This is a genomic window from Paraburkholderia sp. MM5496-R1, assembly GCF_050436205.1.
Lineage (GTDB): Bacteria > Pseudomonadota > Gammaproteobacteria > Burkholderiales > Burkholderiaceae > Paraburkholderia > Paraburkholderia tuberum.
The window spans coordinates 2,258,203-2,278,531 of sequence record NZ_JBNDLT010000003.1 but is presented as its reverse complement, the minus strand read 5'-3'; the positions used below and the strand labels follow the sequence as shown (position 1 = coordinate 2,278,531).

Genomic DNA, 20,329 nt, shown 5'->3' with positions numbered 1-20,329 from the left:
CTCTAAGGCTGCGTTTCGCTTTGCGCCCCTGAGCCCGCTTCAGCTTGCGGCGAGCCGGCCGCGGCGGGCGACGGCGCTGGGTCGTCCGCCGCTCCGCCCCCCAACACCACCGCACCCGCCGGCCGCCCCTGATCGAGCTCCGCCTGCTGCCACAGCATTTCCAGCGTGCGCCGCAAGCGCGCCGGCGTCACCGGCTTGTGCAGCACCGGAATCCCCTGCAACGCGAGCGCCGTCAGCTCCGCCGACGCCATATCGCCGGTGATCAGCAGCGTCACCACATTGCCGTGCCCCTGCCGCGCAAGCACGCCCCGTATCGCGCTCAGCGCCTGCGCGCCGGTGCGGTGATTGGCGAGCTGGTAGTCGCACAGCACCGCGTCGGGCACGAAGCCGTCCGCGAGCGCGGCGAGCGCGCCGGCTTCGTCGCGCGCGCCGCGCACGTCGCAGCCCCAGCGCTCGAGCAGACTCGCGAGGCCTTCGAGTATCGACGGCTCGTCGTCGATGCACAGCACGCGCCGCCCCTGCGCCGCCGGGCCGCCCGCGACCGAATCGTTCAGACTCGCGACGATGCCGCTCGCGTCACCCGCCTGCACCGCAAAGCGGAACACCGAGCCGCGCCCCGGCGCCGAGCGCAGCTGCAACTCGCCGCCGAGCAGGCCGACGAGCCGCCTGACGGTCGGCAGCCCGAGCCCATGCCCCTGACGCGCGTCGCGCTGCGGATTCTCGACCTGGTAAAACTCCTCGAAAATCCGCTCGTGCTCTTGCGGCGCAATGCCGACGCCCGAATCGCGGACCTCGATATAGCCGCCCTTCTGTCGCCCCGCGCGCCGCAAGCCGAGCCAGATCGCGCCTTGCTCCGTATAACGCACCGCGTTCGACAGCAGATTGCTCAACACGCGTTCGAGCAGCACCGGATCGTCGTAGACGACCATCGTCGTAGGCGCGATGCGCAGCGCGAGCCCCTTCGCCGCGGCCTGCGGACGATACTGGCTACCGACCCGGTCGAACAGTTCGGAGAGCCGGAAGTGCAACCGGATCACCTGGGTCACGCCGCTTTCGAGCCGCGCGAGATCGAGCACCTGGTTGAACAGCTGATTGAGCGCCTCGACGTTATAGACGATGTGCCCGGCCGTCTTCGCGTGCTGCGCGGGCGTCGCCGCCGGATCGTTCAGAGATGCCGCAAGCAGGCCGATCGCATGCAGCGGCTGACGCAGATCGTGGCTTGCCGCCGCGAAAAAGCGCGTCTTCGCGAGACTCGCTTCTTCGGCGACGCGCTTTTGCGCGGCCAGCGATTCCGCGAGGTATTGCTGATCGACACGCGCCTGCACGACCTGGCGAAACAGCTTGCGATAGCTCATCGCGTAGACGTTGATCGCGCAGAAGAAGAACGCGAGCACGATCGCGAGAATCGTGCGATCGAACGTATGCGAGCCGAAATGCAGCACGATCGACGGCAGCAGCAGAAACGGAATCGAGGTCGAAAAATTGAGGAGGTCGAATCCATTCGACATGAACACGCCGGCCGCGAGCGTCACCAGCAGTACGGTATGCAATAACGGCAGATCGGTTTGCGGACTCTGGAACGCGAACCACACCGCGAAGCCCGGCCCGCTATAGAGGAGCACGCCGCGCAGCGCGTGCAGATAGATCCAGTCGCGCGGCGAGACGAGCTGCGGATAGCGGCGATTGCAAATCCACAGCGCCAGGCCCGCGCAATTGGCGAGCGCATAAAAAACGAAGCACGCGATAAACAGCGGCGGGGCCGGCACATGCGGCCAGTAGATCGCCACCAGCACCGCGATCGAAAACCAGTGCGAAAAGAACGCGATCGGATCCTGCGCGTAAAGCACGCGCACGAGGTCTTCGTCGATGGCACGCTGGATCGGGTCGGCCCGCATGGGGCGGTCTCCTCTGTCGATCGGCGTGAGCGCTTTAGCGCTTACGCCGATCCCACGCAGCTTTATCGCGCGGGCATGGCAACTTCGTTGAGACGAAACACTGACGAAGCGGCGGCCCTCCGGCACTTCGTGGCAACCGCGGGTCGAATCGGGCGACCGAATGCGCCGCCCGCGCGGTCTATTCTACGGCGAATGCGCGCTCTTCAGACGAATCGTCAGCAATCCATCAGAAGGTTTACCCGGCAGTTTACCCATCGGCTAACACTTAATCCATATAGGCGAAGGCCTTGCCGCGAACCATACTGCATTCACGTTTCAGCGCGGCATTTCAGCCACCTTCCCTCGACTCGCGGCCCACGCGCCGCGGCTCGCCGCGCTCCCTGCCAACCGACGGAGGTTTTCCATGGGCGCAGTCCCGAGCTACGAGTTCGCCCGCCAACTCGACGACGCGATCCTCCCCGATCTGTGGCGCAGGCGCACCCGGCTCTCAGCGGACGAAATGGTGTCGATGGTCGAACTGGTCAAGCGCGCGTTGCGGACCTACCACCCGCTCGAATTGCAGGCGCTCGGCGAGGACAAGGAAGAACTGGTCGCTCAGTTCATCTACGCGAAGGTGTTGCGCCTCGCGCCCGGCCACACCGAAACGAACGCGCGCGCCGACAGCGCACCGTCCAATTGCTACGCGGTATGCGCGTATTTCCGCCGCTATCTGATCGACTGCCTGCGCAGCGCGTGCCATCAGCGCAATGTGTCGATGGAGACCGAGGGCGTCGCGCAGGAAATCGATCTGCACGCGCACGCGCTCGAAGACCCGGTGGAAAGCGTGCTGCTGCAATACGGCCTCGACGAACAGCGCGTGCGGCGCGCGGCACGCGAGTTCATCGAAGGGCTCGACGAACCCGAGCGGATCGTGCTGGCCGGCAGCCTCGGCTGGTGCTCCGAAGGCAAAGGCGGGCTTTCGGCGGTCGCGGCTCGGCATCGGGTGCCCTCTTATCACTATCGCGCCGTCAAACTCGGCGTCACCATGAAAAAGACGGCCGGCGCCGAGGAATTTTCCAACACCAAGCTCGGCCGCTGGCTCACCGACGCGCTCGGCATCGAGATCGACATCGACAATCGCGCGGCGATTCTGGTTGCGCTGAATCTGCTCGCGGCGGAATCGAGCGATAGCGAATTCCATGAAGTGGCCGCGTAATAGTTCGGATAACCAACAGGCCACATAAGAAGCGCGATAAGTGCGCATGCCCGTACGGCCGGGTACACCCGGCAACGGCCGGCCGGGCGTGCCGCCCTGAACGTCGCACGCTACGACTTCGGCGCGCCCTCCACGGCGCGCTTTTTTTGCGCCGATATTCCGCCTACGATAAAAAAGCTCCCGCAGCACGCCGTCTTTGTTCCGAAGTCGAGCTTCCGTTCCCCGCATCCGATTCCAGACGAGGTGGTCCTGATGAACCGCTTATCGAGCGCGCCGACGGCGCTGCAACGGCATTACGAGGTGGTCGTGATCGGCTCGGGCTACGGCGGCGCGATCGCCGCGAGCCGCATGGCGCGCGCGGGCCGTCGCGTGTGCGTGCTAGAGCGCGGCCGCGAATTCATGGCCGGCGAATATCCGCGCACGCCCGTGCAGGGCGTCGAGCAGATCCAGTACAACACGGCCGAGGCGCTGATCGGTTCGCCGCTCGCGCTGCTCGAAGTGCACGTGAACGAAGACGTCAACGCGGTGGTGGGCTGCGGGCTCGGCGGGACGTCTCTGATCAATGCGAACGTCGCGCTCGAGGCCGATCCGCGCCTGTGGGACGACCCGCGCTGGCCGGCCGCGCTGCGCGCCGACCAAGCCGGACGCGACGACGGCTATGCGCTCGCCTGGAAAATGCTGTCACCGTCGCCGGTGCCCGACGACTTCCCGCCGCTGCCGAAGCTGCAGGCGCTCGAAAAATCGGCGCAGGCGCTCGGCATGGCCGACCGCTTCAGCCGTCCGCCGATCACGGTCACGTTCAAGGACGGTCCGAACGCGGCGGGCGTCGAGCAGCAGCGCTGCGTCGGTTGCGGCGATTGCAACTCCGGTTGCAACTACGACGCGAAGAATTCGACCCACATGAACTATCTGCCCGACGCGGTCGCCCACGGCGCGCAGATTTTCACCGGCACGGCCGTGCATTCGGTGCTGCGCGATCCCGACACGCAGCAATGGAAGGTCAACTTCCAGCTCGTGAAGCTCGGCCGCGAAAGCTACGACGCCCCCGATCTGTTCGTGCTGGCCGATATCGTCATCGTCGCGGCGGGCACGATCGGCTCGACCGCGCTGCTGCTGCGCTCGCGCGACGCGGGCTTGAGCACGTCGGAGATGCTCGGCCAGCATTTCACCGGCAACGGCGACGTGCTCGCCTTCGCATACAACACCAGCGACACGATCAACGGCGTCGGCTGGGGCGAGCACAAGCCGGGGCAGATTCCGCCGGTCGGGCCGACCATCACCGGCCTGATCGACAATCGCGCCGACGAGAAAAACGTCAAGGACGGCTATGTGATCGAGGAAGGCTCGCTGGCCGGTGCGGTCGGCGAGGCGCTCGTCGGCATGCTCGGCGCGGTCGCGCCGCTCGAAGGCGTGGATGCGGCTGGAGCCCCGTCGCTGCTCGAGCGCATGAGTTATGACGCGCGTGCGCTCGAAAGCCTGATCCGCGGCCCGTACCACGGTGCGCTGAATCACACGCAAAGCTACCTCGTGATGGCGCACGACGACGAAAGCGGCCGCATCACGGTCGGCGACAAGGGCCGTGCGCGCATCGAATGGAAAAACGCGGGACGTCAGCCGATCTTCCAGAGCATCGAGAACGTGCTGATCGAGGCGACCAAACCGCTCGGCGGCAAATATCTGCGCAACCCGATTTCGACGAAGACCGCCGGCCGGCACACCGTCACCGTGCATCCGCTCGGCGGCTGCGGCATGGGCGAGGACGCCGCGCATGGCGTGGTCGATCATCTGGGCCGCGTGTTCAGCGGCACGGCCGGCGTCGCGGTGCACGACGGCCTCTACGTGATGGACGGCGCGGTGATGCCGATGTCGCTCGGCGTCAATCCGCTCCTGACCATCTCTGCGCTCGCAGAGCGCAATTGCGCGCTGCTGGCCAAAGCGCACGACTGGTCGATCGACTACATGTCGAAGGGCACCGCCGCCGCGCCGCCCGCACAGAAGATCGGCCTGCGCTTCACCGAGACGATGGTCGGCACCTACACGCCCAGCGTGGCGGGCGAAGCCGCGAAGAGCGCGATCGAATTCACGCTGACGGTCGAGTCCGACGATCTCGCCGACATGCTGAGCAACCCGAATCACCTCGCGCGCACCGCCGGCACACTGACCTGCCCCGCCCTGTCCGCCCAACCGCTGACGATCAGCGACGGCACGTTCAACCTGTTCGTCGTCGACGAATCCGACGTCGACGAACGCAACATGAACTACCGGATGACGCTCGACGCGGTCGAAGGCAACACCTGGTATCTGACCGGCAAGAAGATCATCACGCGCACGTCGCCGATCAACCTGTGGGAGCAGACCAACACGCTGTATGCGGAGATTCGCGCCGCGGCGCAGGACGATGCGCCCGTCGTCGGCACCGCGACGCTGATCATCACGCCCGAAAACTTCCTGAAGCAGCAACGCACGCTCGAAGTCACACACGCGCCCGACCTGAAGACGCGCCTCGAATGGACGCTGAAGTTCGGCAAGTTCTTCGCGGGCGTGCTGTTCACCGAATACGGCGGCGTGGCCGCGCCGCTGCAGTTCTACGATCCATACATACCGCCGCGCGCGAAACGCACGCTGCGCGCGCCGGCGCCGCAGGTCACGTACTTCGACACACCCGACCGCACGCGGCTCAAGCTCACGCGCTACTGCGATCCGGCCGCGGGCAAAGCCGCGAAGCCGATCCTGCTGATCCACGGCTCGGGCGTATCGAGCCGCATCTTCTCGACCGATCTGATACCGACCAACCTCGTCGAATATCTGTACGCGTCGGGCTACGACGTGTGGCTCGTCGATCTGCGCGTCAGCATCGAACTGCCGAGCGTGCTCGTGCCGACCAACGTCGACAAAGTCGCGCGCGAGGACATTCCCGCCGCCGTCGCGAAGATTCGCGAAGTGACCGGCGCGCCGAACATTCAGGTACTCGGCCACTGCCTGGGCGGCCTCGCGCTCAGCATGTCGCTTCTCCATGGGCTCGACGGCGTGCGCTCGGCGGTGATTTCGCAGGTGTCCGCGCATCCGGTGCCGGGCACGTTGCAACGGATCAAGGCCGGCTTGCATATTCCCGACCTGATGCAGCATCTGCGCATACGCGACCTCACCGCCTATACGCAGGAAGATTCGTGGCCCGCGAACCTGTTCGACGAAGCGCTGCGTCTCTATCCGCTCGATCACGGCGAGGGCTGCGGCAATCCGATCTGTCATCGCGCGACGTTCCTGTATGGCCTGCTCTACGAGCACGACAAGCTGAACGAGGCGCTGCATGCGAACCTGCAGGAACTGTTCGGCATTCACGACATGGCCGTGTTCCAGCATCTGGCCACGATGGTGCGCGCGGGCCAGGTCGTCGATGCGCGCGGCGACGACGTGTATCTGACCGGCGCGGACGGCATGAAAGGACTCGAGGGCATGCGTTTGCCGATCGGCTTCATTCACGGCGAGAAGAACGAAACCTATCTGCCGGTCAGCACCGCGCGCACTTACGACCTGCTGCGCGAGCGCTTCCCCGAGCAGCCGTACGAGCGGCATCTGATCCCAGGGTATGGGCATATCGACTGCATCTTCGGCAAGAACGCGGCGGTCGATGTTTATCCGTTGATCGTCGGCTATCTGAATGCGCATTGACGGCGGAGCATGGCCGATGCGCCACGCGTCATCTGCGCGTGTTGGGGTCTCGTCGCGCGGTCGTCCCGGTATGGTTGCGCTTGCGCATTCATGCGCTAGACGATCTGATCGAGCAGGGCAAGCCATTCCGGGTTCGCGCGTGGGCTCGCGGATTCGCGCACCGGCGTGGTCGTGCGCGACGGTGCGCGGAAGGCTGATATCAGTACCGTCGAAGGCCTGAAGGACGTGCTGTTGCATGCGCAGTCGATCGCCTATTCGGACAATCAAGCCAAGCATAAACAATAGATTTTGATACAAGCTTGCGTGTCGCAATATTGGGTGGTTCTGTTCGACCATTATCTCAAAATCACGAGGCGTGATTAATACGTTAGTATCGACCCTGTCGTAAAGGCGAGGCGCTAAGAGTCTCTGGACCGCAATTCAACGAAAGGAACGGCAAGTGCCAATCCCAGCATACATGTGGCTTAAAGATGACGGCGGGGCTGATATCAAAGGCTCTGCTACGGTGCAAGGACGTGAAGGAAGTATCGAGATAATCGGATTCAGTCACGGCGTGAATCTTCCGGTCGATAACAAGAGAGGCGACATTACCGGACCGCGCAACCACTCCCCTATGAATCTTGAAAAAGAGTTTGACGCCTCCAGCCCTTATCTGTACAAAGCCGTTGCCACGGGGCAATCATTGCAATCCGCAGAGCTGAAGTGGTATCGAATTAATGATGCCGGGCAGGAGGAAGTCTATTTTGTCATGCTGCTGGAGGGTGTGAAGGTGGTCGGCGTCAACCCTGGAATGGCGAACGCCAAAATCGCTGCAGTGTCTCAGCTTAACCATGTCGAATCGGTCGGGTTATTGTATGAACGCATCACTTGGCACTATATCGACGGCAACATCCAGTTCACGGACAGTTGGACGAAGCGATCCTGATCATGCCTCTACAAGGGAAATTTGTAGTCGATAACGCGCCGACCTTGACGCTAGTAGTACCCGGTATAGGGGCGTTCCCGGCTTTCTCTGGTGACGGCATTTACCGCAATCGCGGGGGATGTACAGCGGCCGTCAGCAAGGGGCCTCTACCAGCCGGGAAGTATTGGATAGTGGCGCGGCCGACCGGCGGAATCGCATCGCGATTACAGGCGTTGATCAAGGATGCATACAATGCTGCCCGTGGAAATCCGTCTCATCATGACGAATGGTTCGCCCTCTATCGGAACGACGGAACAATCGATGACTGGACCTGGGTGAACGGCGTCAAGCGCGGTAACTTCCGATTGCATCCGGTTGGCGGCGACGGTGTTTCATTCGGATGTATCACGCTGAAAAGCGTCACGGACTTTAGCAGGCTTCGACATGCGCTCCTGCATACGCCGACTATTCAGGCCGGTAGTTCAGGGCTACACGCTTACGGATGGATCGAGGTAACGACAATTGGCGACACTTGCCCGTAGACTTTGCAAGCTGTTTCTTTTTTTGGCTTTGCTTTTGTTATCGGTGCGGTATGTCCACACGTACCCATCACCCATGACGCTGGAGCAGCAGCAAATATTGATCGAAATCTCCGATAAGCTCGAAGTGGCCGATTATGAACTGCTTTACATCGCCGCAATGACGGCTATAGATCTGATTGTGGCGATCGTTCTTTATGTGCTGATCGTGAAAATATGGCGGACTTGCACGCGAGGGAGAGGTCGTTGATTTGCTTCTCATCGAAACTCAGAACAGCTTGCCCGGATTCAAAATGCCGTTCGGATCGAGCGCACGCTTGATCGCGACCATCGCCGCAAGCTCGGCCGGTGAGCGCGAAATCGGCAGGAACTCGCGCTTCAGCGAACCGATGCCATGCTCCGCCGACACCGACCCGCGCAACGGCCTCAGCATCTCGTAGACGAACGCATAGACCGCGTGATGTTCGACGCCCGGAATCGAATGACCATCCACGGTCAGATGCAGATTCGAATCGCCGATATGCCCGAAAAAATACGATCGGTTGCCGGGCCAGCGCTGATCGAGCGCCGCGCGGCAACGGTCGACGAACGTGCCGATCTCGCCGATCGGCAGACTCACGTCGAAGTTGATCGGATCGAGCTTGATCGGAAACTCCGCGGTGCACTCGCGTATCACCCATAGCGCGCGCGCATCGGCGACCGATTGCGCGATCACCGCGTCGCGCAGCGCGCCCGCTTGCAGCGCATCGGTCAGCGCCTGGGCGAAACGTTCGCCCGCGTCGTCGGCATCGAAGCCCGCGTGTTCGATCAGCGCATAGAGCGGATGCGCGGCGTCGAACGGCGAGCGCGTGCCGGTCAGCTTCACGCCGAAATCGTAGAAGTCCGGCCACATGATCTCGAACGCGCCGATGTCGTTGCCGAAGCGCGTCGCGAGACGGCGCAACAGGCTCACCGCGGCATCGTAATCGTCGAGCGCGACGAGCGCCGTATGGCGCGCCGCACGTCGCGGATGCAGCCGCAGCACCGCGCGCGTGATCACGCCGAGCGTGCCCTCCGAACCGATGAACCAGTGCTTCAGGTCATAGCCGGTGTTGTTCTTGACCATCTTGCCGAGCGAACTGAGCACGTCGCCATTGGCGAGTACCACTTCGAGCCCGAGCACCTGGTCGCGCGCGGTGCCGGACTGGATCACGCGATTGCCGCCCGCGTTGGTCGCGAGATTGCCGCCGATCTGGCATGAGCCGCGCGCGCCGAGGTCGAGCGCGAGTTCGAAGCCCGCGGCTTCGGCGGCTTCCTGCGCGGCCTGTAACGTGGTGCCGGCACGTACGGTCAGTGTGGCCGACGCCGCGTCGAGCTCTTCGACGCCGCTCAGGCGTTCCAGCGACAACGCGATATCGTTGGCGCGCGCGATCGAGCCGCCCGCGAGTCCGGTCATACCGCCTTGCGGTACCACCGGCTGATGCGCGGCGTGGCAGATCGCGAGCGCACGCGATACTTCGTCGGTCGTGCGCGGCATCAGCAGCGCCGCCGGACGCGTCGGCTCGTGGCGCGTCCAGTCCGTCAGCGCGCGTTCGCCGATCTGTTCGCCGACGCGCACCGCGTCGACGCCGAGCGCGGCGCGCAAGGCCTCGAGTGTCGTCGCGAGCGGTGCGGTTGCGGTTGCGGTTGGGGTTGCGGTCTGGGTCGTCTTGTCGTCGGTGATGCTCGGTTCTGTCATGCAGGAGGTCCTTACTGTGCGGTAGCGGCGAGTTTCTTGCGGTAGCCCATCGAATCGTTGATGCGGCCGAGGATATAGTCGCCCGCGGCGACCGGCTGATATTTGCTTTGCGCGTCGCTTGCGCCGAGCTCACGCGGATCGACGAGCGCGCCGTAGGTCGGATCGTAGAACGTCGCGATCGAATAGCGCTCGCGCCCCGATGCATTGATCACGCGATGCAGCGTCGAACGGAAGCGGTCGTTGGTCCAGCGCGCGAGCAGATCGCCGACGTTCACGACGAAGCTGCCTTCGACGGGCGGCGCCTCGACCCACGTATCGTTGGCGATTTCGCGCACCTGCAGGCCGCCCACCTGATCCTGCCACAGCAATGTGATGCAGCCGTAGTCGGTGTGCGGCGCGACGCCGAACTGATCTTCGTCCGACTGCTGCGGCTGCGGCGGGTAGTAGACCATTTGCGTGCGCTGCATGCGCTTCGTGTAGCGCGGCGCGAAGAAATTTTCTTCGATGCCGAGACTCACCGCGACCGCGCACAGCAGATCGGCCCCGCACGCGCCGACCGCCTCGTAATAGTCATACAGCACCGGCCGCAAGCCGGGCATGAAGTCCGGCCAATTGTTCGGCCCGCGTAGTGCCTGGCCCGCCAGCACGTCGGGATCGTCTTCCGGCAGTTCGAGGCCGATGCTGAAGAACTCCTTGTAATCGGGCCGCTTCGCCTGATACATCGTCGCGTCGCCAAGCGCATTGAAGCCGCGATGCCGATGATTGACCGCCGCGCGTCGTTTCGTGTCGACCGGAAACGCGAAGAAAGTGCGCGCGGCCTGCGCGGCGGCATCGATCTTCGCTTGCGGCACGCCGTGATTGACGATGTAGAAAAAACCGATCGTCGTACACGCTTCATGAATTTCCTTCGCGACGCGTCGGAGCGCCTGCTGATCGCCCGCGCGCACGCCGGCGACATCGATGATCGGAATGCGGGTCACGGCCATCGCGCGGCTCCTTCGAGGATCGGTATTGCAGTGGTATATACCGCCAAAAGCAGCGCCGCAAGTTGCTTCGCACGCCTCGAGATCAGGGCTTTTCTCTACTCACGCGAGCATTTATTTTTCGCCGGAAACGCGGTATATACTGCCCAGCGAGGCCCGCATCGCGCCGCCGGCGCGGCGGGTCTGGAACGAACACTTCGACACGCCGGCAATCCAACACCAATTCGCCCCCGGAGAACCCCATGCGTATCCTTGCAGGCTGGAAATGTCGTCTGGTCATGCTGGCGCTGTGCGCGGCAAGCGTCGCCGCGCACGCCGAAGACCAGCTCGCCAAAGTGAAGAAAGCCGGCGAACTGGTGGTCGGCACCGAAATGCAGTTCGCGCCATTCGACTTTCTCGAGAACGGTCAGCAAGCCGGCTTCAACAAGGAGCTGTTCGCGCAGATCGGCAAGGAAATCGGCGTGAAGGTGCGCTTCATCGATCTGCCGTGGCCGAGTGTGCTGCCCGGTCTCGAAGCAGGCAAATTCGATATGGTCGGTGGCCCGCTGACGGTCACGAAGGCGCGCATGGAACGCTACACGTACACGCTGCCCGTCGCCGATGCGACCGACGCGCTGCTCAAGCGCGCGAACGATGCGTCGATCAAGCAATCGTCGGATATCGCGGGCAAGACGGTCGGCGCGGGCAAAGGCACCGCGCAGCTGGACCAGTTGAAGAGCTACGCGGCCACGCTACCGAAGCAGCCTGAAATCCGCGAGTACGTCGACAACAATCAGGCTTACGCGGACCTCGCGGCGGGCCGCATCGCCGCGGCAGCGAACTCGATGACCAACATCGCGTATGTCGCGAAGCAGCGCCCCGAGATGTTCGCGGTCGTGCAGCCGCCGTTCGGCGCAAAGGTGTACTTCGCGTATGCATTGCGTAAGGACGCCGACAGCAAACCGCTCGCCGACGCGTTCAACGCAGCGCTCGTGAAGATGCAGAAGGATGGCCGCCTCGCCGCGTTGCAGAAAAAGTGGTTCGGTGTCGCGATGGAGATGCCGTCCACGATGCCCACGCCGAACTACTGAGCGTCTTCAACGTGGGCGTCCCGCGACGTGCAATCGTTTCGCCGTAGCGCGGCGCGCGTCGCCCTTCCCCTTCCATCGGCCGCGACCCATGTTCAACACGACCGTCTTCGTTCAGGGCCTGCCGCTGCTGCTGCATGCGGCGCTCGCCACCGTCGGCATTTCGCTGACGGGGCTCGTGATCGGATTCTTCGTCGGCATCGGCGTGTGCACCGCGCGGCTGTCGCAGCATCGCGCCGCGCGCCTCGCGGGCGGCGCCTACGTGTTCTTCTTTCGCGGCGTGCCGATGCTCGTGCAGCTGCTGCTCGTGTACTACCTGCTGCCGTTCGCCGGCATCAACGTGTCGCCGATCGTCGCCGCGATCAGCACGGTGTCGCTGTGCTCCGCGTCGTATATCGCCGAAATTCTGCGCGGCGGTTTTCTGAGCATTCCGCCCGGACATCTCGAAGCCGCGCGCATGCTCGGGCTTTCCCCGCTCGATACGCTGCGGCGCATTCTGGTGCCGCAAGCATTCCGTTTGACGCTGCCGTCGCTCGTCAACGAAATGGTGCTGCTGATCAAGGCTTCTTCGCTGATCTCGGTGGTCGGCGTCGCCGAGTTGACGCGCACCGCGCAGAACATCGCCGCGAGCACTTACCGGCCGCTCGAAGCGTATGTCGCGGCCGGGCTCATCTACTTCGTGATCTGCGGTTCGCTCGCGCTCGTCGCGCATGCGGCCGAACACCGTTTGCAGCACGCCTGAATCGACTCACGTTTAAGCGAACCTCGCCATGCAAACGTTCGACCCGACCGTCATCACGCACAACCTGCAGCCGATCGCCGCCGGCCTCGCCACGACGCTCGCCAGCTGGGTCGCGGGCGTCGCAATCGGTCTCGCGATCGGCTTTCTGATCGCGGTGCTGCAACTGTTCTGCGGACGCTGGCTGCGCGCCATGTTGCGTGTCTACATCGAGTTGCTGCGCGGCACGCCGTTTCTCGTGCAGCTGTTTCTGCTGTACTACGCTGGCCCGTCCATCGGCATCACGCTCGAACCAATGACGGCCGGCATCGTCGGCCTCGGTCTCTACGGCAGCGCGTATTTCGCCGAGGCGTTCCGCTCCGGCTTCCAGTCGGTGCCCAAAGGCCATCTCGAAGCGGCGGCGTGTCTCGGACTCACCCGCTGGCAGGCGATTCTGCGCATCCAGGCGCCGCAGATGATGGTGCTGATCGTGCCCGCGCTGACCAATCTGATCATCGTGTTGAGCAAGGAAACGGCAGTGCTGTCGATCGTCACGGTGCCCGAACTGACATTCGTGCTGACCGGCATCGGCTCGGCCACCTTCGCTTTCGTCGAAACCCTGCTGGTGCTGTGCGTGTGCTATCTCGCTCTAGTCGAGCTGACCTCGCGCGCGGGCATGTGGGCCGAAGCCCGCCTCGCACGCTTCATGGCATGATTCCGGAACACCTATGAACGCCATCGCCGACATGTCCTCCCCCGCGCAATCTTCCGCGCCGTCCGCCAGCGCAACGGCGAACGCATCGAATGCCGCGCCGCTGATCGAGGTGCGCGATCTGCGCAAACGCTTCGGCGATGTCGAGGTGCTGCGCGGTGTCGATCTCGAGATCGCGCGCTCGGAAGTGGTCTGCATCATCGGGCCGTCGGGCTCGGGCAAGAGCACGCTGCTGCGCTGCCTCGCCGCGCTCGAAACCTACGATCACGGCGACGTGCGCATCGAAGGCGAGCTGCTCGGCTATACCGAGCGCAACGGCAAACGCGTGCGCGCCTCGCAGGGCGAGATCAACCGCGTGCGCCGCAACGTCGGCATGGTGTTCCAGCAGTTCAACCTGTGGCCGCACATGACCGCGCTCGGCAACGTGATGGAAGCGCTGCTGCGCGTGCGGCGCCTGTCGCACGGCGAAGCGCGCCGCCGCGCGAGCGCGATGCTGGAGACGGTCGGCCTCTCGCACAAGGGCGACGCGTATCCGGCGAAACTGTCGGGTGGTCAACAGCAACGCGTCGCGATTGCGCGCGCACTCGCGATGGAGCCGCACATCATGTTGTTCGACGAACCGACCTCGGCGCTCGATCCGGAGCTGGTCGGCGAGGTGCTGCAGGTGATGAAGCAGCTCGCGCGCGACGGCATGACGATGGCCGTGGTCACGCACGAAATGGGCTTTGCCGCGCAGGTCGCCGACAAGGTCGTATTCATCGATCAAGGCCGCATCGCCGTGCAGGGCAAACCGCGCGACGTGTTTCACGATGCCGCGCAGCCGCGTCTGCGGCAATTTCTGCAAAACTACTTCGACCGCAATGCGTTCTGGACGCGCGGCCCCGACGACACCCCGCCCCTATGAGCGCCACCGTTCGCAACAAGCCTCATGGCAAATCGTCCGCCAGCGCGGCCAGCGCCGCGGCCAAAATCGCGCGCGGCAGCGACGAAGCGCCGGCCGCGCGCTACGAGCAGGTCAAACAGCACATTCGCCAGATCATCGGCTCGGGCGAACGCCAGGCGGGCGACCGTCTGCCTTCGGAGCTCGACCTCGTCGCGACGCTCGGCGTCTCGCGCATGACGGTCAACCGCGCGCTGCGCGAACTCGCCGACGCGGGGCTCGTCACGCGCCTATCGGGCGTCGGTACTTTCGTCGCGCCGAACAAACCGCAGTCCACGCTATTGATGATCGCCCATATCGGCGACGAGATCCGCTCGCGCGGCCACGCTTATCGCTGCGATATGGTGCTGTTGCAGCGCGAGACCGCGTCGGTCACGGTGTCGAACGCCTTGGGGCTGGCGCCGGGCGCTTCGGTGTTTCATGTGATCTGCGTGCATCGCGAGAACGGTCTGCCGGTGCAACTCGAAGATCGCTATGTGAATCCGGCCGTCGCGCCGGATTTTCTGCAGCACGATTTCTCGGCGCTGAAGCCGTCCGAGTATCTGCTGACGGTCGTGCCGATGCACGATCTCGAACACGTGGTCGACGCGGCGCTGCCGACGCCTGCCGAAGCAGCGCTGCTCGACATTCACGCCGAAGAGCCGTGCCTGACGCTGACGCGCCGCACATGGACGGGCGGCGTCGCCGTGACGTTCGCGCGTTTCGTGCATCCGGGTTCGCGCTATCGGCTCGGCTGCCGCTTTTCGCCGAATACCTCGCAGCGCCAGGGATAACGCGCGCTTCAGGCCCTAGACGGTCCCCGCCAGATGAAAACGCGACGCCGGATGCCATAGCCGCACCGACGTCGCGACGTTCTCGCCGACCCACGTGCGCCGCCACAGCAGCAGACACGGCTCGCCGATATCCATCATCAGATGACGCCGCACATGGGCGTCGGGCTTTTGCGCGTAGATGCGAAACTCGGCGCGTTGCACGGGCGCGAGCCGCACCATGTAGTGATTCGGCGTTTCGACCGAGAAGTCCTGCTGTAGATATTCAGGGAACACCTTCGGATTGACGAAGCGGTCCTCGTACTGGATCGGCTCGCCCTCCTCGCTGTGCACGATGCACGAATGAAACGCGGGACCGTTCGCGAGACCGAGCGCTTCGAGCGCGTCGGCGTCGTCGCTCGGTTCGAGCGTCAGCACGCGCGCCGAATGACGATGACCGCGCGCGGCAATTTCATCGGCGATATTGCGGATCTCCAGCACCGTCGATTCATACCGCTGCGGCGCGACGAAGGTGCCCGAGCCTTGCACGCGCGTGAGCACGCGCTCGGCGGTCAGCTCGCGCAGCGCGCGCGACACCGTCATGCGCGCGACGCCGAACTCCTTGACCAGTTCCGTTTCGGAAGGGATCAGCCCGCCCGGCTTCCATGCGCCTTCGCTGATGCGCTGAAGCACGTAGCGTTTGATCTGCTCGTAGGCGGGCATCGCCTTGACCGGCGTGTCGCGATCGCGATCGCGTTCGGCGGAATGCTGTTTCTGCCCGGCCTGTGCGGCGGGCGCTATACGCGCCTGTGTCGTTGTTTTCACTCCAAACCTCATCGGTGGTTCGCCGGTGGTACATGAGGTACACCGTGGCCGGTTCTCCGACGGCCGGGCCCAATCTTACCCGGTTCGACGCTGGAAGACGGCCGGAACGCGCTACCAGATAAACGGCACGAAACGGTAACGCACACGAGCCATGTATTGGGTGTAGCCGTCGAGCTGCCCGGCGAGCAGCCGCTCCTCGCGCACCGCGCGCCAGCCCATCCCGTACCCCATCACGGGCAGCGCCACGAGCCCCCACCACGAGCCGAGCATCAGCGGCGTGCCGACGAAGAACACCAGCGCGGCCGCGTACATCGGATGACGGACGTACGCGTAGGGCCCGGTGTCGGCGACCTTGTGCCCGCGGCTCGACTGAATCTTGACCACCGGTGCGGCATAGCTATTCGCGCGAAACACGAACCGGCACGTGAAGATGCACAGGAACACGCACAACGCGCCGAGGCCCATGAGCCACGACGGCAGCGGCGCGGACCAGCGAAACCGCATCGCGTCGAAACCCATCAGGATCAGCCAGCCGCACCACGCGGCCCCGATCGCGGCCATGAACACACGATCCCAGCGGCTCTGCTGCGCCTGCACGAACGGCGCGAGCCGCTCCGCGAGCAGCGCGGGATCATGACGCGCGAGCCACAAGCCGAGCCACAGGCTCAATACCGCCAGCTCGAACAGATACCACCACGCTGCCGGCCACGCGAGCGTGCCGGCCGCGCCGAACAGCAGCACGCCCATGAAAACCAGCCACGCCAGCGATTGCAGGATCAGACGTGCGACCATCGCGGCTCCCTTGAGCGGTCGGCTCATGCGGCCTCATCGCGCGTGCGCACGCGCTCGAACACGTCGGCGATATCGATGTCCTCCAGATTCAAGCCGAAACGCTCACGCAGACAGTCGGCGAGTTCGGCGGCGCTCGCGAGGCGCCGTTCGTTGACGATCCGCCCTCGTGCGTCGCGCTCGTTGAACTGATCGTTGAATAGCGCCAGGTGCAGTTCGGGCAACACGCGGCACGCCAGCAGGTTATGAACGAACTTCGAATCCGGTGACGTCGACGTGTACCAGTTCGAGGTTTCGTAGTCGATCCACTCGACTGCGCGCAGATCGACGTGATAAACGCGGGTCCAACTCTCGTCCGGCGCCAGCACCTCGAGATAGACGGTGTCGCGCCCCGCGTCGGCGAGACGGAACGTGCCGAGCGGAATCGGCTGCGCGAGGCCGGCGGTCAGCCGCAGCGGCGCGGTCAGCGTCACGGCGCCGAAGCCGACGTCGGCGATCCATGCGTCGCCGTCGATATCGACGCGCAGCACCATATGCGTGCGCGGCGCAATCGTGCCGGGGTCGCGGCCCCACACGACGCGCGCAAGCATCGGCGTGACCCGGAAGCCGAGTTGCATCAGCACGTTCGCGAACAGAATGTTCTGCTCGAAGCAGTAGCCACCGCGCTTTTCGGTCACGAGCTTGCGTTCGACGGCTTCGAGCTCGAGCCTGACGGGCCGGCGCGTCAACGGGTTCAGGTTCTCGAACGGGATCGCGGCGGGATGGAGCCGGTGAATCGCCCGCAGCACGTCGAGCGTGGCGGCGCGCGGGCCCTGATAGCCGATCCGGGCGAAGTAGCTTTCCAGATTGATGGTGTGGGACATCGGCGGAATTCCGGTTGGGTTGCGGGTTCGACGCGGTCATAGCGGCTTTCGGCGCTGACTCGACCGCGCGCGGGACGAAGCGAAAACGCGCCTACAAGCCCTTCAACGCCGACGTCGCGATCGACGGCACCGTGATGCCGTGGCTCGATGCGAACTGCACGGCCGAGCTCAGCGTCGACATCAGCGACTGCAACTGCCCCGGCGCCGATTGCGCGATATACGAAGCGCTTTGCGCGGTCTGCGGATTGAGGCCCGATTGCAGCAGCGACGACGGACTCATCTGACCGAGGCTGCCGAGCCCCGACTGCAAGCTCGAATACTGGCTCACACCCTTGCCGAGCGACGATAGACCCTGCGTGAACGCTTCCTTGTTGACCGGCGTCGCAGACGCGCCGCCACTTGCATGATTCGCGAACGCATCGGTCAGCTTCTGCGACAGCGACTGCTGGGTGCTGCCGACCTGCGTCAACTGACTGACCGACGGCGTGCCGCCGCTGAGCAGCCCCGCCGCCTGCTGCGCCTGGCCGGCGGCACTCGTCATGCCCATCGCCGACGCGAGGCTCGACTGTCCGCTCAGCACCTGCTGGTTCGCGCCCACGTAACTCTGCAGCAACTGCGACACGCCGCCCGACGACGCCCCGGCACCCGCCGCGCTATCGCCGCCCCCGCCGATGCCGAACTGCTTCAGATTCAACTGCGCGTGCGCTGCGCCGCCCAGCAACAGACCACCACTCACCAGCAACGAAACCAGAAGAATGCGCTTGCCCATCTCTACCTCCTTACTTTGACTTTCGGGGTGACTCGTGCGCTTCGACACCTCGCCGTTTCGCACGTTCGGCCTGACTACATCAATACGTTTTCATTACGCGCCAATGAATATCTGTTTACGTCCTCATAAAGTTTAGACGCAGTCCGTAAATCCGGGAATTACATGCCAGTAATATTGTTGCGAATCGTTCTCATTTGTGTTGACTGCCGCAATACGCCTGCGTACGATCACGCCATCAGCCGCTTTGGCAGCCTGGGACAACACGCGATGTCGCGCCAGGCAGTCGCAGATTGATCACATCGATCGAAACAACACTCATAAGGATTTCGATGAAGTTCGCCCAACTCAATGGATCGCGTGCCAATGCGCGTCCGGTTTGCGACGCTTGCGCAGGTCCCGGCGCAACTCATCGTACGCGTTTGCCTTCGATGCGGCGCGTCGCACTGTGCACGGCCTTCGCGTGTGCCTCGTTGAGCGGCCACGCGGCGCTGGCCGAAGCCAATCCCGATGCGAACCCGGAAGCGCCCGAGGCCGACCTGAACATTCAGGCGACGCAAACCGACCAGTGGACGGGCCTCTGGAACCGCCAGCAATTGCTCGGCGACATGGGCGGCCTGCGTCCGTGGCTCGGCAAGTACGGCATGACCTTCACGCTGACCGAAACCAGCGAAGTGCTGGCCAATCTGCGCGGCGGTCTCGCGCGCGGCGTCGACTACGACGGCCTGACCACCGCGACCTTGCAGATGGATACGCAAAAGGCGTTCGGCCTGCCGGGCGGCCTCTTCAACGTCAGCGCACTGCAAATTCACGGCGCGAACCTGAGCGCGAACAAGCTCGGCACGTTGAATACCGCGAGCGGCATCGAGGCCGACGACGCGACGCGTCTGTGGGAGCTCTGGTATCAGCAGTCGTTCCTGAACAAACGCGTGGACGTGAAGATCGGTCAGCAGAGTCTCGACCAGGAATTCATCACGAGCACGTATGCGGCCCTGTTCCTCAACACGATGTTCGGCTGGCCCGCGCTGCCCTCGTACGACATGCCGTCGGGCGGTCCCGCCTATCCGCTCGCGGGTCTCGGCGTGCGCGTGCGCGGCCAGATCACCCCTTCGTTGACCGCGCTTGCCGGCGTGTATTCGGGCGACCCGCTCGGCAACGACCCGGACAACATGAGCGGCACGAACTTCAACCTGCATAACGGCGCGTTGTGGATCGGCGAGTTGCAGTACTCGATCAACCAGCCGGCGCAAGGCGAAATGGTCGGCATGGGCGGCGGCGGTCTGCCGGGCACCTACAAGCTCGGCGTCTGGTACAACACCAACAAGTTCGCCGATCAGCGCTACGACAACATGGGGCTGTCGCTCGCGAATCCGGCGTCGACCGGCATTCCCGCGAATCACAGCGGCAACTACAGCTTCTATGCGGTCGCCGATCAGATGGTATGGCGCCCCGACTCCGACGAACCACGCAGTCTCGGCGTGTTCGCGCGCGTGATGGGCGCGCCGGGCGACCGCAACCTCGTGCAAGTCGCGGCCAACCTCGGCGTCGTGCTGAAGGCGCCGTTCAAGGGCCGTGACAACGACAGCGCCGGTCTCGCGCTGACCTACATCAAGGTCGGCAGTCACGTGAACGGACTCGACAAGGACTTCCTGGCATTCAACGGCAGCCCCTACGGCGTGCGCACCAGCGAAACCACGCTCGAGGCGACCTACCAATATCAGGTCAATCCGTGGTGGCAGTTGCAGGCCGACGCGCAATACACGTTCAACGCCGGTGCGGGCCAGAACCCGAACGACCCGACGCAGCCGCTGCGCAACACCTTCGTCGTCGGTATGCGGACCAATATCAACTTCTGACGCCGCCCGCCGCGCGCTTTCATCCTCGCAAGCACATGCCACCCCACGCAACCGGACCAGCACTTCCCATGCTTTCTATCGTCACCGCCACTCCCGCTTTGTGCACCCGCACGGAGGCCCAATCGTGAATCAACTCACGCGC

Annotated in this window: 18 protein-coding genes and 1 pseudogene; 12 read left to right on the top strand and 7 right to left on the bottom strand. The window is 64.2% G+C overall.

What is annotated here, in order from left to right; translation table 11 throughout:
• Nucleotides 1-2: 2 nt before the first annotated feature.
• A complete protein-coding gene (locus tag OKW38_RS36660) occupies nt 3-1,895 on the bottom strand; it encodes a hybrid sensor histidine kinase/response regulator (RefSeq protein WP_429365323.1) in 1,893 nt (630 codons plus the stop codon).
• Nucleotides 1,896-2,298: 403 nt separating this feature from the next.
• On the opposite strand from OKW38_RS36660, the gene OKW38_RS36655 reads away from it, so the two are divergent.
• The 6 genes and pseudogenes from OKW38_RS36655 to OKW38_RS36630 all read left to right on the top strand — a co-directional run bounded on the left by OKW38_RS36655 (nt 2,299) and on the right by OKW38_RS36630 (nt 8,452).
• Complete coding sequence (locus OKW38_RS36655; RefSeq protein WP_429365322.1) at nt 2,299-3,090, top strand: hypothetical protein; 792 nt, start codon at nt 2,299-2,301, stop codon at nt 3,088-3,090.
• Nucleotides 3,091-3,342: 252 nt separating this feature from the next.
• Nucleotides 3,343-6,759, top strand: a complete 3,417-nt coding sequence (locus OKW38_RS36650; RefSeq protein WP_429365321.1) for an alpha/beta fold hydrolase — start codon at nt 3,343-3,345, stop codon at nt 6,757-6,759.
• A gap of 89 nt (nt 6,760-6,848) precedes the next feature.
• Nucleotides 6,849-7,023 (top strand): annotated as a pseudogene (locus tag OKW38_RS36645) (ABC transporter substrate-binding protein); the annotation flags it as partial.
• A 175-nt stretch (nt 7,024-7,198) separates the two neighbouring features.
• A complete protein-coding gene (locus OKW38_RS36640) occupies nt 7,199-7,684 on the top strand; it encodes an Hcp family type VI secretion system effector (protein ID WP_429365320.1) in 486 nt (161 codons plus the stop codon).
• A 2-nt stretch (nt 7,685-7,686) separates the two neighbouring features.
• The gene (locus OKW38_RS36635; RefSeq protein WP_429365576.1) at nt 7,687-8,205 is read left to right on the top strand and encodes a DUF2778 domain-containing protein; all 519 of its coding nucleotides are present in this window, start codon (nt 7,687-7,689) and stop codon (nt 8,203-8,205) included.
• A 73-nt stretch (nt 8,206-8,278) separates the two neighbouring features.
• The gene (locus tag OKW38_RS36630; RefSeq protein WP_429365319.1) at nt 8,279-8,452 is read left to right on the top strand and encodes a hypothetical protein; all 174 of its coding nucleotides are present in this window, start codon (nt 8,279-8,281) and stop codon (nt 8,450-8,452) included.
• Between the two features lie 18 nt (nt 8,453-8,470).
• Here the strand turns inward: OKW38_RS36630 and OKW38_RS36625 are convergent, their stop codons facing one another.
• Both OKW38_RS36625 and OKW38_RS36620 read right to left on the bottom strand, forming a co-directional pair.
• Nucleotides 8,471-9,919, bottom strand: coding sequence for an FAD-binding oxidoreductase (locus tag OKW38_RS36625; RefSeq protein WP_429365318.1), 1,449 nt, complete (start codon nt 9,917-9,919; stop codon nt 8,471-8,473).
• An 11-nt stretch (nt 9,920-9,930) separates the two neighbouring features.
• On the bottom strand, nt 9,931-10,905 hold the full coding sequence (locus OKW38_RS36620) for an isopenicillin N synthase family dioxygenase (RefSeq protein ID WP_429365317.1): 975 nt from the start codon (nt 10,903-10,905) through the stop codon (nt 9,931-9,933).
• A 239-nt stretch (nt 10,906-11,144) separates the two neighbouring features.
• Here OKW38_RS36620 and OKW38_RS36615 point away from each other — a divergent pair, with 239 nt between their 5' ends.
• The 5 genes from OKW38_RS36615 (at nt 11,145) to hutC (OKW38_RS36595) (ending at nt 15,112) form a co-directional block, all read left to right on the top strand.
• Nucleotides 11,145-11,972 (top strand): transporter substrate-binding domain-containing protein, encoded by an 828-nt coding sequence (locus tag OKW38_RS36615; RefSeq protein WP_090806118.1) that lies wholly within the window; start codon nt 11,145-11,147, stop codon nt 11,970-11,972.
• An 88-nt stretch (nt 11,973-12,060) separates the two neighbouring features.
• Complete coding sequence (locus OKW38_RS36610) at nt 12,061-12,711, top strand: amino acid ABC transporter permease (RefSeq protein ID WP_018420800.1); 651 nt, start codon at nt 12,061-12,063, stop codon at nt 12,709-12,711.
• A gap of 28 nt (nt 12,712-12,739) precedes the next feature.
• Nucleotides 12,740-13,402: an amino acid ABC transporter permease gene (locus OKW38_RS36605; RefSeq protein ID WP_429365316.1), complete on the top strand. Its 663-nt coding sequence runs from the start codon at nt 12,740-12,742 to the stop codon at nt 13,400-13,402.
• Nucleotides 13,403-13,415: 13 nt separating this feature from the next.
• Nucleotides 13,416-14,303: an amino acid ABC transporter ATP-binding protein gene (locus tag OKW38_RS36600; protein ID WP_429365315.1), complete on the top strand. Its 888-nt coding sequence runs from the start codon at nt 13,416-13,418 to the stop codon at nt 14,301-14,303.
• Nucleotides 14,300-15,112: a histidine utilization repressor gene (hutC, locus tag OKW38_RS36595; RefSeq protein WP_429365314.1), complete on the top strand. Its 813-nt coding sequence runs from the start codon at nt 14,300-14,302 to the stop codon at nt 15,110-15,112. Before OKW38_RS36600 ends, hutC (OKW38_RS36595) begins: the two co-directional genes overlap by 4 nt.
• 15 nt (nt 15,113-15,127) lie before the next feature.
• Here hutC (OKW38_RS36595) and hutC (OKW38_RS36590) read toward each other — a convergent pair whose 3' ends face one another.
• From hutC (OKW38_RS36590) to OKW38_RS36575, 4 genes are all read right to left on the bottom strand, one after another.
• The gene (gene hutC, locus OKW38_RS36590) at nt 15,128-15,913 is read right to left on the bottom strand and encodes a histidine utilization repressor (protein WP_429334034.1); all 786 of its coding nucleotides are present in this window, start codon (nt 15,911-15,913) and stop codon (nt 15,128-15,130) included.
• Between the two features lie 111 nt (nt 15,914-16,024).
• Complete coding sequence (locus OKW38_RS36585; RefSeq protein ID WP_090810077.1) at nt 16,025-16,705, bottom strand: methyltransferase family protein; 681 nt, start codon at nt 16,703-16,705, stop codon at nt 16,025-16,027.
• A gap of 23 nt (nt 16,706-16,728) precedes the next feature.
• Nucleotides 16,729-17,565, bottom strand: a complete 837-nt coding sequence (locus tag OKW38_RS36580) for an arylamine N-acetyltransferase family protein (protein ID WP_429365313.1) — start codon at nt 17,563-17,565, stop codon at nt 16,729-16,731.
• Between the two features lie 91 nt (nt 17,566-17,656).
• Nucleotides 17,657-18,334 (bottom strand): hypothetical protein, encoded by a 678-nt coding sequence (locus OKW38_RS36575; RefSeq protein ID WP_090806128.1) that lies wholly within the window; start codon nt 18,332-18,334, stop codon nt 17,657-17,659.
• Nucleotides 18,335-18,663: 329 nt separating this feature from the next.
• Here OKW38_RS36575 and OKW38_RS36570 point away from each other — a divergent pair, with 329 nt between their 5' ends.
• Entirely contained in the window at nt 18,664-20,187 is a 1,524-nt protein-coding gene (locus OKW38_RS36570; protein WP_429365312.1) for a carbohydrate porin, read from the top strand.
• Nucleotides 20,188-20,329: the final 142 nt, after the last annotated feature.